This is a genomic window from Acinetobacter sp. YH12102, from assembly GCF_013419125.1.
GTDB lineage: Bacteria > Pseudomonadota > Gammaproteobacteria > Pseudomonadales > Moraxellaceae > Acinetobacter > Acinetobacter pseudolwoffii.
In genome coordinates, this window is sequence record NZ_VPAS01000006.1 from 64,260 (window position 1) to 78,659 (window position 14,400).

The window sequence follows — 14,400 nt, forward strand, 5'->3', positions numbered from 1 at the left end:
CCTTACTACTGGGTTAAATCCCGCTATCAGTCTCGAGATCTAAATGCATCCTCGAGTGCCCAAAGCACCTGCGCTTTGGTCTGGAAATAGCGACTGAACAAACTAGATAATGAACCTACGATTGTAATATGGCCAAGTTTCGGAATATGAATCAAATGGCTATGATTGCCCTTTTCTCGCAATACCCGATCTAGATCCTGACTATTAAAATGGCCAACGATGTTGTCCTTTTCGGCAATAAACAGATAATGTCGGGTTGGGCTATTTTTAACAAAATAATAAGGCATGACCTGCTGATATGGCACCGTCTGATCAAAAGCATCAGCACAAATCGGATCATTTTTATAATCAAAATGATAAGGCCCCGCCAGACCAATAATCGCACGGATTAGACTGTGGTCAATGCTGGCAGATTGCGGATGATACAGTGCAGACATGACATTGAATGCCCCAGCCGAATGTCCCATCAAAACCAGGTTTTCAGCACAGATATCTAACCGGCCGGCAGACTGCTGCAAGTGGTTCAATAATAAATGCAGATCATGAATATAGGCTGGGAAAATATGTTGTGGTGCCAGATGATAATTCATCACCACCACATCATAGCCTTCTTTGGCAAAGGCCTCACCAATGAACTGATAATCCTTTTTATCCCCATGCAACCACGCGCCGCCATGTACAAAAACAATCAGGGGGCGATGGGGCAAAGGCTGCTGGCTACGGAACAGATCAAAGCGTTGCCGTGATTTTAGACCATAAGCCAGCTGAGTTTCGATCGTGTAACCCTGTTTAGGCGTTAAACGATTCAACGCATAACTGCCAAAATCATAGAGTCTAAATGCTTTATAGCGTTGCTGGACTTCCAGAATCTGATTCGACAATTGGTTTTTAAAATGACCGACCTTATGGAGCATCGGTTGGTTCAACCGTATCAGGATCTATCGCAACCGGCGTCTGTTCGATACCGGGCTGTGCATAAGCAGGTGCTGCAAAGTTCTGACTGCTCAGATTTGAAGACTGTTCAACATTATCAATCAGGGTCACAATTTTGGTGACATTGCCCACTTGCTGCAATACCTGATTCAGGTCAGCAATTTCTGCGCTGTTCAAACGTCCCATCACATACAGCACGCCATCTTCAGTATGCACATGTACTTTACTGTCCGTAACCACAGTGGCTTTCATGATCAGGCCACGGGTATTCGCTGTGACCGCAGTATCCTGCATGATGGTGCTATAGCTGATCTGGTTGCCTACAGTAATAAAATTATGTACCGCTTTGACATCGCTCATGGATTTGACATTGTCTTCTGCCAGCTGCTTGAGATGTGCATCGGGCACCTGACCGGTCAGCAAGACATTGCCATGAAAACTTTCAATATTGACCCGGGCCTGTTTGAAGCGCGAATCTAGTTTATAAAGATTAATTTTTGCAGTACGGACAATCGAGGAATCAATAAACACCTGCCCCAAGGTACGCGCCCCACTCTCAGTTCCTACAGGAGCCGTACCTGTGCCGCTAGAAATAAAACTGGCACAACCTGATAAACTTGCGACACACAGCATTGTTATTGCAATACGCTTAACCACTCAGCAAGACTCCTTCATTTTATTACGTCTTTTTCAATCTAATAATCTGTCTTTAAGCTCAGATCATGGCAACTCTGCTTGAACTTTACAATGATCTTGAGGCAAATATAAGCATCTTTAGACCTTATTTTATTCACAGATTAATAAACTCTTGATCAAAAGTAAAAGCATTTTCAATCCATTCCAGATCATAAGGGTATTGCGAAAAGTCATGCTGTAGGGTTTTTGCAAATTGCTGTTTAAAATCAAAACAAATCACGTCAAAACGATAGTAATAGTGTGCAAATTGTGGATTTTTCTGAATAAAGCACATTGCCGTCTTAAGCATCTTGCCCTGTTTTGCTTTCGACACCGACTCGATCGCTTGCGCATATCCGGTGTGTGCACGAGCTTTGACTTCAACAAAGATCAGCTCCTGTTCACGTACCAGAATCAGATCCAGTTCACCATAACGGCTGTGATAATTGGCTGTAAGCAATTGAAATCCCTGCTGCTGCATCAGTTGGGCGGCTTGCTGTTCTGCCCATGTACCTAATTGCTGTCGCATTATTCTCTTTCCCTGTTAGAGCAGCTTTACACCTGTGCCACTGTACTGAAAACATTGCGGAGTACGCTGGACACCGTGTTCAGTGATCTGAATCCGGCCGGTTCTGCCCTGAAATTCAATCGTTTGCAGCCGCGGCTGAGATAAATACTGCTGGGTGATGTGCCAGGCATCGCCGCCAAAAGCAATCAGGCGCTGATAAGACAGATTAACCGGTTCCTTGGCATAAGCTTGCAGCACATCCGGCCAATCCGCTAAGTAAAGCACTGGAACATCACAAAACTTGATCCCTTGTGGCAGCTTGTGCTGTTCGCTCATGGCATTGGCTACGGTATACATCCGTGAACGATTTAATTCAGGCATGACAGCCATCCATTCTGCATTGCCCAGAAACAATAATCCCTGCTTGGGCATTAAAAATCGTGGTGGTTTATCTACGATTTTAAATTTCAGATCACTCTGGCTCAGCAAGGACATCAACAACAGTTCATGCTCCGCTTCACTGCCCGGCTGGCGTAAAATCAGCAGTTGCCGAATCCCGTCTTTGAATAAAAGTGCTTTTAAGGCAGCGGCATCATCTTTCTTGGATAGACTGAACTGCCAGACATTGGGAGAGACATCAGCCACTTCATTCAGGCTGAGGGTACGTACTTTGGGTTTGCTGTTCAGCAGTTGTTCCACGTCGCTACGTGCCAATGGCCCCACCACCATTCTGGTCTTTTTATTGACATGCTGTTTAAGTAGCTGGGAGATATTTTTCTGATTGGCATTGACCCATTTCAGCGGAATCTTGTGTCCTGAAGCGGTATAGGCACTGAGAAAACCCTGTTTGATACTCGATGCAGCTCGCGCCAAAGGCCCGGATTCGGGTAGAATGATCAACACTTCTGCTTGAACGCTGCTGATGCAGCTGACTAAACACAAGCCTAATATTTTATTTTTCATCTTCCATTTTTTATTATTCAATTTATTCCACATGGAGAAACCTATGAGTGCTCAGTTATTTGTTGTTGCGACTCCAATCGGGCACTTAGATGATATTAGTTATCGTGCAATTCAGGTGTTGAAGTCGGTGAGTCTGATTGCTGCTGAGGATACACGAACTTCGGCACAGTTGCTTAAACACTTTAATATTCAAACACCTTTGACTGCATGTCATGAACATAATGAAAGCAACAAAATTGAGCAGCTGATCCAGCGTCTGCTCAATGGCGAAGATATGGCCCTGATCAGTGATGCTGGCACGCCCCTGATTAGCGATCCTGGTTTTAAATTTGTTCGGGCTGCTCAAGCGCATAATATCCGTGTTATTCCTGTGCCCGGTGCTTGTGCTGCGATTGCGGCCTTAAGTGCGGTCGGCTTGCCGAGTGACCGTTTCAGTTTTGAAGGCTTTCTGCCATCCAGACAAAGTCAGCGCCTGCTGAATCTGGAAAAACTCAAAGATGAAACCCAGACCTTAATTTTCTATGAAGCACCGCACCGGATTCTGGAATGCGTTAAAGATATGGCGAGCATATTTGGAGCAGACCGTCCTGTTGGCTTCGCGCGTGAAATTACCAAGACTTTTGAAACCATCAAGAAAATGACTTTAGGTGAACTGGTCGAATTCATTGCTAATGATCATAATCAGCAAAAAGGTGAAATTGTTCTGGTGATTGGCGGAGCAACCGAAGAAAAAGATCTGGATCAGGAAAAGCTGGATAAATTATTGAATCGCTTATTACAGGATCTGTCAGTCAAAGCAGCTTCACAACTGGCAGCAGATTTAACCGGTATCAAAAAGAAAGTGGCTTATCAACGTGCTTTAGAACTGACATCAGCCAACGATTAATATTCTAGCTATCTATCACTTTTATTTTTGCAAAAAAACACCACAACTGATGTGGTGTTTTTTTATAAATCCAAGTCAAGGAATGACTTATTCTTTAGCTACTGACTCATCTGCCGGTACTTCAACGATACGGCCGCCACTTGCGAGAAAAGCCGCAATTTCGTCTTCAAGTGCCTGACGCTTCTTTAACTTTGCAGTCACGGTCAAAGTTTCAGCTTCTGCAAGATCGTTATCATTGACGACCTCTGTACTCTCTGTTGCGCCTTTTTCAGCTGCTTTTGCTTCATCATCGTCAACGATTGAATCTTCAACGTCGTCATCATAATCATTCATGTCTGTCATTTGCATCTCCCCCAAAATGAGCGCTCGCTTTGTATTTAAAGCCAGGTGTCGAATTAAGTGAAATTTAGCAATCTATGTGGCATTCGCCTAGTACCAAATATTAAAAAATCGTATTTTTTTTAAACAAAATCGTTACTCTTTATGGATGTTTGTTTAAAAAATTTACATTTCAACGCTAAGCTGCATAGCGTGTGTCTTTAAGTAAACTCAGACCATTGGCCTGTGCCATAAATGCATCTTTTAACATTGGCTGATTTTCCACCTGTTTCAGACCGAAATTACGTGCCCAAACCATCGGGAAAAATAAAGTCGTTTCCATCCAGCCAATCGCAGACATGCTGTGCATCATGGCATCGTTTTGTCCTTTACGATGATGCTCATAACGCTTCAGGCTTTGCTCGTGTGCCCAAACACCACGTGACTGATCATGCAGCAATACATCACAGAGCACGGCAGCATCCAGACAGCCAATATTCACCCCTTGACCTGCCAGCGGATGAATCACATGGGCAGCATCACCAATCAAAGCCAGACCATCTTGAACATAGTGTTGGGCTGCGCGGGCTTTTAATGGAAAAGTCGCACGTAGTGTAGCTTGTACGACCTCACCGAGCATATGATGACTTTCACGGGTCAATAGCTGTGTAAAGTCAGCATCTGACAATCCTGCATATTCTTCAGCATAATCATCCGGCAAAGTCCAGACGATGGATTGCCAATGTCCCTGCTCTTCTTTTTTTAAGCTGGCCATCGGTAAAAAAGCCAGAGGGCCGGTTTCCAGAAAAATCTGGCGCGCCATATGCTGATGGGGCTGTGCAGTTTGAATCGCACAGCTGATCCCGGCCTGTTGGTAATCCAGCACATCAATATCAATGAAAGCTTGCTCACGGACAAAGGAGTTGGCACCATCTGCACCAATCACCAGTTTGGTTTTAAGCTGTGTGCCATCGGCCAGATGAATGATCCAGACACCGACTCCGCGTTCTACCCGGCTGACTTTAACTTCGGTACGGTAATCCTGTACATCGTCAAGCATCTTTTGCTGAATAGCCAGATTCAGGATACTCGGTTCCACCATCGAACCTAAGGCCTGTTCTACTGAGGGTATTTTTTCTGAAGGCTGGCCGAAATTAATATCACCATAGCCATTTTTATTCCAGACCTGCATACCGGTATAAGGCTGCTGACGTGCCAGTTTTTCCCATACACCGACTATTTTTAATAGGTGAATGGTTGCCTGACTCAGCGCCAAAACACGTGGATTCGCTACACCTAATGCCTTATCTGCATCTAAAATTGGGGCAGCGTCTAAAACTGTAGGCTGCACACCACCTTGCGCCAGCAGAAGTGCAGTCAGTCCACCGACCAGTCCACCGCCAATAATGACCACATCCAAGATTTCGTTATTTTGATTTAAGCTCATGCTTTTAATCCCATGGCATAATTCGCAACCAAAGGTTTAATGCCTGGAATATTTTCAAAGCAGATTAAGCCTGTGTTACGCATCAGTTTGAGGAATGGATTCTGGTTACTAAAACCGCGTACCACTGAATCACAGAATTTAATGACCCGCTGCTGATCTTTCAGGCGTGATTTTTCGTAGTCCTGTAGCATGGCTGCATTGCCTAAATCAGCACCCTGCTCAAGCTGCTCTGCCAAATAGCGATTAAGCACATAAGCATCGCGCATACACAGGTTAAAGCCCTGTCCGGCGACAGGATGGATGGTATGGGCAGCATTGCCCATCAATACCACACGGCCAACGGCCTGTTTTTCTGCCAGGACTTGAGAGAGTGGGAAGCTAAAACGGCGACCGGTTTTCTGGAATTTTCCGGCACGATCACCATAAGTGTCCTGCAAGGCATCAAGAAAATGCTGATCATTTTCATCGCCCAACCATTCACCTTCTGTGCCTTTTTTTACCGGCCAGACAACGGAACGGCGATATTCACCCGGCAATGGCAATAACGCCAAAGGGCCTAAATGACTGAAACGCTCAAAACCGACATGACCATGGGGCTTCGAGGTTTGTACTGTAGTCACGATCGCGACCTGATTATAATCGTGTTCTGAAGTACCAATGCCCAATGCTTTACGGCAGAAAGAATCACGACCGTCTGCGGCAATGACCAGTTTAGATTGTAAAGTCAGCTCAGATTCACCACGCTGCGCCTGAATATAAGCACAATCGGCATCTTGGGTCAGCGATGTGACTTGTACACCATCAATCAGTTCAATCAGCGGCTGTTGTTTCACTTGGGTCAGCAGCACACGGCCGAGCCAGGCATTTTCAATCACCTGACCGAAACTTTCGACTTTTTCCTGTTCTGCTTTTAGGCATGCCTTACCAAAGCTGCCTTGTTCGGTAATATTGACTTCCAGAATTGGTGTGGCATGTTGCTGTAGTGCATCCCAAAGGCCGAGTTCCTGATAGATCTGTACACTACGGCGCGACAAGGCACTGTTACGCGCATCAAAACTGGAATGATACGGGGCAAGATGTTCATCATCATAATCTGGATATTTGATGGCTTCCAAAAGTTTGACTGCAATATTGGTTTTCGCCAACATCAGTGCGAGGCTTAAGCCCACCATACCACCACCGACAATGATGACTTCTTGTTGCATGCTGTAATCCTTTCAATGTCGTATCTAAGTCAATAGATACTTATAATCATGATGGATTTTATATTAGCTCAAAAAAATTCTTTTTTATAATGAAATAGCGTGTCTCGCCTCTGATGTTTATTGTTTCCGGGTGGCCAACCAGCACAGAATTGCTCCAGCCGTAACCATTGCCACACCCTGCCAAAAACCAAAAGACAAAGACGTACTCAGCAATAATGCTGCAAATAAAGCAGATAACACCGGAGTAAAATAGGAAGCACCCGCCATTAATGTCATGTTTCCAGAAATAATTCCAATATTCCAGGCACCATATCCCAAACCTAAAGCTCCGGCTGCCATAATCAAAGTGACGGTATTATCATAAGTAAAATTAAGCGCTGCTCCATTCATCAGGAAATATTTGATCCAGAGCACAACCGCAGCAAGGGCAAAGAATATCGTGACCAAGTTTTTACCTTGAGAAGTTTTTACGGTCACGGAACAATATGCAGCCCACAAAACCGCTGCAGCAAAAGCTAAACCATAACTAAGAGGATTAGCTTTCAAATTGCTCCATATTTGTAAGAGATCAAAGCCGGTATCTCCGCCTAAAACCCAACAAATTCCAACCAAGGCCAATAGGCAACCAGGAAGAATTAAGAGATTGGCTTTAACGTTGTTAAAAATGATTGCAAATAATAAGGTAAAAGTCGGCCATAGATAATTAATCATCCCTACTTCAATGGCTTGCCGACTATTTTGAGCATAACCAATAGAAAGGGCAAAACATAATTCATAAGCAACAAATAAAAGACTCCCCACCATAAATAAGGCTTTGGAATAGTAGAAAGCTTGGGTAGACCGATGGTAAAAAATAAAATAATGGATGCCACACTGTAAATCAGGGCAGCACCTGCGACCGCTCCAAAACTCTCACTGACACTACGAATTAAGCCAACATTCGTACTCCAGAAGATGACCGCAGAAAGACCAATTAAAGTCGCGACATTTCGATTAAATACCGGTAGAGCGTTTAAGAGCATGGGCTATTTACTCAGAATCAAAGATATTCAGATATATGCTTTTGTAGTTTTAAAGATTAATTTTTCGACTCATTCAGATCATGCAATGAATCAGAATGATAGTAAATAATGCAGACTTAAATTTTAGATAAGAACTGTAACTTTCAGCTAAATTTATAGTTTTGTATGACTAAAATTGGCACAACATTTATTTTTTTAAATCGTCGCTTAGCTTTTAAGGAGAACTAAGATCTACAGCTTGGAGGTAAAAAAATCATTTGTTTATGGACGTTTTTTCCTCATAACTCCGCTATTTTATGGCTATCCAAACACCCAAAATGCCGTCTCTGTCAGCCAGTCATCTAGCTCAAATCACCATAATAAAAACGGAGCCTCAGCTCCGTTTTATTGATAACTATTCCATCCACTCAAGCCGAATTTTAATTATTTAAAATCAACCTTGTAGGGATGTAAGTCATATAGATTAATCGTTGGCATATTAACGCACCACTCGGCTATGCGGCTCAGTGTGATGCACTGTTTTTCCTAATTTCGTACCGGTATAGATCAGGTACAATGCCGACAAACCAACCAGTACATAAACAATTCGAGAAAGCGCAGTCATATCACCAAAGATTGCAGCAACCAAATTAAAGTCGAATGCACCAATTAAACCCCAATTGATGCCACCAATAATTGTTAAAGCGTAAGCAATCCAGTCAATCGTATTTAGTCTCGTAAGTCTTCTCCTGCTGTTCTTTAAGTTTATTTAAGGATCAGAGAAAGTATGAGAAGCAAAGCGCATTTAATATGTAGCTTTGATGCTAAAAACCGATTTTCTGTGTTGAATTCCTGTCAATTTTTAAGCTGCAAATTTTAACTGGGTGAGTTTTATTTGACTTGTTCGTGATAAATGTAATTGAAATCTTTTTTACTATCGTTGCGCAATCTCTCAAAAGATCTGGCTTCAAATCTATTAGAGCAGTCATAAAAAAAGCCGATCTAAGGATCGGCTTTTCATGTCTCTAAAATTAAGCAGCCTGTGCTTTCGCCATTAATGCTTCAATGTCTTCTACCGTTTTCACGACTTTCGCGGTTAACACCAACGGGCCATTTGCAGTGGCCACGACATCATCTTCAATCCGGATGCCAATGCCACGCCATTTTGCATCCACAGTTTCATCATCAGGTGCAATATATACACCCGGCTCAACGGTGACCACCATGCCTTCTTCATACGGACGCCATTCACCATCGACCTTATACGCGCCAACATCATGCACATCCATACCAAGCCAGTGACCCGTGCCATGCATGTAGAACTGGCGGAAAGCTTCTTTTTCTATAATGTCGTCGATATCACCTTGCATCAAGCCAAGATCAAGCAGACCTTGCACCAGGATGCGCACAGCAACATTGTGCGGTTCTTTATAGGAGTTGCCAATTTGCACGGCATTGATCGCAGCGATTTGGGCATCCAGTACCACGTTATACAAGGCTTTCTGTTCCGGACTGAATTTACCATTCACTGGAAAGGTACGGGTAATATCTGAAGCATAAAGCTGATATTCAGCCGCGGCATCAATCAACACCAAATCACCATCTTTCAGCGCTTTATCATTTTCTACGTAGTGCAGGATGCAGGCATTTTCACCGCCACCGACAATACTGTTATAGGCCGGAACACCGCCATTCTTGCCGAAAATATAATTCAGCTCGGCTTCGAGTGCATATTCCATCATGCCCGGACGTACTGCTCGCATCGCTTGAGTATGTGCATCTGCCGAAATATCTGAAGCAATTTGCATCAGTTCAATTTCATTGTCATCTTTATGCAGACGCATTTCGTCAATAATACGATCCAGCTGAATCACTTGAGCAGGTGCAGACGTACCACGCCGGCTTTCACCACTTGCAGTCGCAATCCATTTCGCTACACGTGCATCAAAATCCGCGTTGTGGCCAATGCGATAAAATAACTGGTCTTTATTTTGTAATTTTTCCAGAATTCCTTCATCTAGCAGATCAATCGGATAGGCTTCATCTGCATCATAATCCTGCATCGCCCCATCAATCCCTGCACGATAGCCATTCCAGATTTCCATTTCCCGGTTACGTTCCCGGCAGAATAAACTATAGCTATAGCCTTCTTCTTCAGTGTCAAAGGTTTCAATCACAGCCACAGCTTCAGGTTCTGAAAATCCGGTTAAATAGAAGAAACTACTGTCTGCACGGTATTTATAATCTGCATCACGGTTACGCATCGCCACCGGACTGGTCGCGATAATCGCAATACTGCGTAAACCAATTTCCCCTGCGAGAATACTGCGACGTTCCTGAAAATCAGCTTGTGTTAATTTCTTCATTACACCTTACTTCTTGTCAATTCATGCTTTTATTGAAATATTCTCTTGAAAACAGAACATATATTCTAATGAAACAGCAAAATATATGCCTGATTTCAAGCAGTGTGATGACATAGCTAACTATTTAGTTAGCTTGGACGTTTAGGCGAGAAAATTTCGACCACGCTTTGCGCCTCTGTAGCAGAAACCTGAGGCTGCACTTTTTGTGTCAATTGCTGCAAGAGTGGCGTTTCCTCAACCTCCACTTTCTTACGTCCCAAAGACAGGCTCACTGGAATCAGGCGCACAAATTCATACAATTCCTGATAGCTTTCTTCACCTTCGGCATCATCGTCTGATTCTTCAAACTCAACCGCGGCTACATCTTGTAAATGTTCAATCAGTTCTACTTCGTCCTGACGAATATGACCAGAAGCCAGACCAAAACCTAACACCACGCCTGCGCACCAGTCCGCCAATGCCTGCACACGTTCTGAGAGCACATGCTCATCATCTGGAAGCAAAGGTAAATAATCCAGTTCATCTTCAGACAATGCATGGAAAACATCTTCAGCTTCGCCAGTCAACAGTTCTAATGCTTCGGCATCCAGTTCAGGCACATCCAGTGTTTCTAAAATCTGTAACCATTCTTCACTGCTCGGTGCCTGGGTGACACAAACAATCCCGGTCAGCAAACCATGCAGTTCACTCGGGCTAGAAATTTCCTCAATTGAAGAAAAATTGCGGTGCCATTCGGTCCAACCTGAAATATCGTCTTGCATTCGTTTATCCAATCTCTATACTGCTTATATATTACCTCTGTTTGCAACACTGTGCGACCTCGATATGTTAGAAGAATTACAGCGTCTACAAGTGCAGATTGGCGTGTTAAAAACGCGACTCGCACGGCTTGAAAGTGAGAATTCCAGTTTGCGCGAAGAGCAAGACTCTTCCATGGTGCAACATCAACAGCAAATTGAACAAAAGAACAGCGTGATTGCGCAAAAACAACAAGAAAATGAACACCTGACCGAACAGCTGACAGATTCTCGTGCCCAGTTTCAACTGCTCAATAATGATGCAACTGCACTGGCAGACCGTTATGGCCGTCTGGAAAAAAGCTGTACCGATCTGAAAAACCGTTTTCAGGAAATTCTGGCTGAACGAAATGAACTGCGGGTTTTGAAGGAAAAGATGCTGATCGAACAGCGTCAAGCCCAACAGGAAATTCAGCGCCTCAATCAGGAATCTGAGCGTTTAACCCAGAAAAATGAAAATGCCAAAGCCAAAGTTGAGGCGATTATTCAACGTCTGGCAATTCTCGGCACTGCGCAGGATCATCATGCACAAGAAATCCAACAACTGGCCCATCCGACTGAAGTAACTGAGGAAGCCTCATCATGAGTGAACAAATTGCAATTGATCTCAGAGTATTGGGGCATAGTTTCCGTTTGGCCTCTACTCCTGACAAGCAGGAAGAATTAGAGCGCGCGGCACAGTTATTGAATGATAAATACGATGAATTTCGTCGTAAAGCACCACGCATGGAACCCAGCAAGCTGATTATCATGGTGGCACTTGAGCTGATGCAGGAAGTCTTGAACATGAACAGATCACTGCAACAATATGCGCATTGCGAGCGTTTGTTACAAACCATTTTAGAAGAAGTTGAGGAACTAACAGAATAATCTCATATTCTGTTTAAACTTCGGCCATTTGGCTGAACTGTTTACAGTTCATGAACAGCATAGAGTTGCCACACCGACATTATCGTTTATAATTAACTTATCTCTGAGGTGTTCGCCAGCGGGTCTATATCCCTGCCGATACTTATATCTCCGGATGCGTTCTGCATATTTAGAGTGTATGCCTGCCTTCGTGCAGGAAACCCAGCAAGTATGCGTCGCGTCCACCTTGAACTCATCGGGTTCAGGGTAACGACATGCAGCGGCATCTTCGGAGTACTTTAATTTTTTGCTTAAAATATACTTATAATTCTCTTAAAATCCTTTCTAAACTTTCTCTCAGTTTTATATTTCAGTATTTATCTCGGTCATTTCTCAAAGTTCATTTTATTCATACCATTATCTGGTAGGCCTATAAAATGCTTAACAAGAAAATCGCTTTAACTTTCTTTTAAATACACATTGAATTTTCAAGTTATTTGATCTCGATCTAAAATAAACATGGCCCAGATTGCGGCAGGAATCCAGCCTAAAATTGAAATCTGCAGCATGAGACATATTGTTGCTTCAACCGGTTTGTGAATGGTCATAAATAAGGACCAGGGGAAAATAAAGGCAATCATCAACTTCATTTTAAATACCCTCTTGTGTTCGTGTTTGCAATTTTAATATCCAGTTTTTACTGGACTCTGTGTTCGCTCTTTTTAGTATTATCAAAAAAAATATGCATGCTGTATCATTCTAAAAAACATCTCAAAAGCCTAATTCAGTTAGCTTAAATGCAGCTTAAAAATTATTTTAAATCAGCTTGGCGAACTTATATTTTCAGTTATCGTCTTGACGTTTTTATGAAAAAGACCTTGCTTTCACTCGCGCTGCCCAGCAGCTTTTCACTCGACTGAAACCCCTCATCTTTGGGCTGTTTAGGTGAAAACTGATTGCTACTTGGCAGCCGTATTCAAGGGTGATACCCGCCAAATCACGTCACCGACATCATCAGCCACTAAAATAGCGCCTGCAGAATCTACGGTTACACCAACAGGGCGCCCAAATGCTTTGCCCTGCTCGCTTAAAAATCCGGTTAAGACATCTTGAGGCTGACCGAAAGGCTGGCCATTTTGAAAGGGAACAAAAATCACTTTATAGCCACTATGCGGTTTGCGGTTCCATGAGCCATGCTGGCCAATCAGTGCACCATTTCGATAATGAGGCATTAGATCTGCTGTATAAAAACTTAAGCCCAATGATGCTGTATGATTACCCAAAGCATAGTCTGGTGGAATTGCCCGTGCCACCCGTGCAGGGTTTTGCGGCTTGACCCGTGTATCTACATGTTGGCCATAATAACTATAGGGCCAGCCATAAAAAGCACCGTCTTTAACCGAGGTGAGATAATCTGGAACCAGATCATTGCCGAGCTCATCACGCTCATTGACTACCGTCCAGAGTTTGCCACTCTGTGGTTGCCAGTCCATACCATTCGGATTACGAAGTCCGGTTGCAAAAGGTCGTGCTTGAGTATTGGCCAGGTCAAATTCCATGATCAGTGCCCGACCTTCTTCTTGATCCAAGCCATTTTCAGCTACGTTACTGTTGGAACCTACCGTAATATAGAGTTTGCTGCCCGTAGGATTGGCAATGACATTTTTGGTCCAGTGATGGTTTAAACGACCCGCCGGTAAATCCAGTACTTTGGTGCCGGTTGCAGTAATTTGAGTAGCACCTGCTTGATAAGGAAAGCGCATCAGGGCATCAGTATTGGCCACATACAACATATTGCCGACCAGTACCATGCCAAATGGAGAGTTGAGATTCTGTAAAAATACAGTTTTTTGTTCAGCGACTCCATCACCATTACTGTCACGAAGCAGACTAATGCGGTTAGCACTCGGATGCGATGAGCCGGCTCGCTGCATTACCCATTTCATGATTTTGCCTTTAATTCCTTTGCTATCATCAGGCTTGGGTGGTGCATCGGTTTCGGCCACCAGCACATCACCATTTGGCAATACATAGATCCAGCGCGGATGCTGCAACCCTTTGGCAAATGCCTGAACTTTTAAACCTGTAGCGGGAGTGGGCATTTTACCCTCAGGCCAACCTTTGGCAGGTGCAATATTGACTGTAGGCAGCAAGCTGGATTTTGGTTTGGATAACTGTGGCTGGGAACCATAACTGTCAGCAATTGGCGACTTGGATGGCATAGTACAAGCCGTCATCGCCAGCAGAAGTGCCAAGCCTGCACTAGGCAAAAAAAAGTGAACCGGCTGAATAGGCATTTTTATCTCTTGTTATTTTTTATCGTCATCGAATTACTTTAAAAAACAATTGGAGATGCCACTAGTGGCTTGATGTTTTTTCTGGTTATGAATTGGTTATCAATTTTGAAGTAGATTTGTTTTTTTGTCGTAGCAGCATGATGCACAAGAGCTAA

Annotated in this window: 15 protein-coding genes, 1 other RNA gene and 1 pseudogene; 4 read left to right on the plus strand and 13 right to left on the minus strand. The window is 43.6% G+C overall.

Translation table 11 applies throughout. The features are described from left to right. Positions 1 to 26 precede the first annotated feature (26 nt). The 4 genes from FTU42_RS07580 to FTU42_RS07595 form a co-directional block, all read right to left on the minus strand. Positions 27 to 914 carry an alpha/beta hydrolase gene (locus FTU42_RS07580; RefSeq protein WP_100328783.1) on the minus strand — a complete coding sequence of 296 codons (888 nt, stop codon included), beginning with the start codon at positions 912 to 914 and terminating at the stop codon, positions 27 to 29. Continuing rightward, complete coding sequence (locus FTU42_RS07585; protein WP_159138032.1) at positions 904 to 1,590, minus strand: BON domain-containing protein; 687 nt, start codon at positions 1,588 to 1,590, stop codon at positions 904 to 906. The genes FTU42_RS07580 and FTU42_RS07585 overlap by 11 nt, the downstream gene beginning before the upstream one ends. 133 nt (positions 1,591 to 1,723) lie before the next feature. Then, complete coding sequence (locus FTU42_RS07590) at positions 1,724 to 2,137, minus strand: YraN family protein (RefSeq protein ID WP_005096365.1); 414 nt, start codon at positions 2,135 to 2,137, stop codon at positions 1,724 to 1,726. A gap of 15 nt (positions 2,138 to 2,152) precedes the next feature. Continuing rightward, the gene (locus FTU42_RS07595; protein WP_005096363.1) at positions 2,153 to 3,112 is read right to left on the minus strand and encodes a penicillin-binding protein activator; all 960 of its coding nucleotides are present in this window, start codon (positions 3,110 to 3,112) and stop codon (positions 2,153 to 2,155) included. Positions 3,113 to 3,122: 10 nt separating this feature from the next. Here FTU42_RS07595 and rsmI point away from each other — a divergent pair, with 10 nt between their 5' ends. Next, positions 3,123 to 3,965, plus strand: a complete 843-nt coding sequence (rsmI, locus tag FTU42_RS07600) for a 16S rRNA (cytidine(1402)-2'-O)-methyltransferase (RefSeq protein WP_005096362.1) — start codon at positions 3,123 to 3,125, stop codon at positions 3,963 to 3,965. A gap of 87 nt (positions 3,966 to 4,052) precedes the next feature. On the opposite strand, the gene FTU42_RS07605 is transcribed toward rsmI, so the two are convergent. From FTU42_RS07605 to FTU42_RS07635, 7 genes and pseudogenes are all read right to left on the minus strand, one after another. Further along, on the minus strand, positions 4,053 to 4,307 hold the full coding sequence (locus FTU42_RS07605; RefSeq protein WP_005171865.1) for a hypothetical protein: 255 nt from the start codon (positions 4,305 to 4,307) through the stop codon (positions 4,053 to 4,055). Between the two features lie 175 nt (positions 4,308 to 4,482). Beyond that, positions 4,483 to 5,730, minus strand: a complete 1,248-nt coding sequence (locus FTU42_RS07610; RefSeq protein ID WP_159138034.1) for an FAD-dependent monooxygenase — start codon at positions 5,728 to 5,730, stop codon at positions 4,483 to 4,485. Further along, positions 5,727 to 6,935, minus strand: a complete 1,209-nt coding sequence (gene ubiH, locus FTU42_RS07615) for a 2-octaprenyl-6-methoxyphenyl hydroxylase (protein ID WP_005096358.1) — start codon at positions 6,933 to 6,935, stop codon at positions 5,727 to 5,729. The genes FTU42_RS07610 and ubiH overlap by 4 nt, the downstream gene beginning before the upstream one ends. 117 nt (positions 6,936 to 7,052) lie before the next feature. Then, positions 7,053 to 7,957, minus strand: a pseudogene (gene yddG / locus FTU42_RS07620) (aromatic amino acid DMT transporter YddG). 478 nt (positions 7,958 to 8,435) lie between these two features. Next, the gene (locus FTU42_RS07625) at positions 8,436 to 8,705 is read right to left on the minus strand and encodes a DUF378 domain-containing protein (RefSeq protein WP_159138069.1); all 270 of its coding nucleotides are present in this window, start codon (positions 8,703 to 8,705) and stop codon (positions 8,436 to 8,438) included. 262 nt (positions 8,706 to 8,967) lie between these two features. Continuing rightward, positions 8,968 to 10,302 (minus strand): Xaa-Pro aminopeptidase, encoded by a 1,335-nt coding sequence (gene pepP, locus FTU42_RS07630; RefSeq protein ID WP_005096353.1) that lies wholly within the window; start codon positions 10,300 to 10,302, stop codon positions 8,968 to 8,970. Between the two features lie 128 nt (positions 10,303 to 10,430). Then, entirely contained in the window at positions 10,431 to 11,063 is a 633-nt protein-coding gene (locus FTU42_RS07635; protein ID WP_159138035.1) for a UPF0149 family protein, read from the minus strand. A gap of 64 nt (positions 11,064 to 11,127) precedes the next feature. Between FTU42_RS07635 and FTU42_RS07640 the strand changes: the two genes are divergently transcribed. The 3 genes from FTU42_RS07640 (at position 11,128) to ssrS (ending at position 12,247) form a co-directional block, all read left to right on the plus strand. Then, on the plus strand, positions 11,128 to 11,685 hold the full coding sequence (locus FTU42_RS07640; protein WP_005096351.1) for a hypothetical protein: 558 nt from the start codon (positions 11,128 to 11,130) through the stop codon (positions 11,683 to 11,685). Continuing rightward, positions 11,682 to 11,969, plus strand: coding sequence for a cell division protein ZapA (locus FTU42_RS07645; protein WP_004279505.1), 288 nt, complete (start codon positions 11,682 to 11,684; stop codon positions 11,967 to 11,969). The genes FTU42_RS07640 and FTU42_RS07645 overlap by 4 nt, the downstream gene beginning before the upstream one ends. Positions 11,970 to 12,066: 97 nt before the next feature. Further along, positions 12,067 to 12,247: non-coding RNA, 6S RNA (ssrS, locus tag FTU42_RS07650), on the plus strand. A gap of 189 nt (positions 12,248 to 12,436) precedes the next feature. Here ssrS and FTU42_RS07655 read toward each other — a convergent pair. Next, on the minus strand, positions 12,437 to 12,598 hold the full coding sequence (locus tag FTU42_RS07655) for a YqaE/Pmp3 family membrane protein (protein ID WP_005096350.1): 162 nt from the start codon (positions 12,596 to 12,598) through the stop codon (positions 12,437 to 12,439). Between the two features lie 309 nt (positions 12,599 to 12,907). Next, positions 12,908 to 14,185: a sorbosone dehydrogenase family protein gene (locus FTU42_RS07660; RefSeq protein ID WP_252766743.1), complete on the minus strand. Its 1,278-nt coding sequence runs from the start codon at positions 14,183 to 14,185 to the stop codon at positions 12,908 to 12,910. Positions 14,186 to 14,400 lie beyond the last annotated feature (215 nt).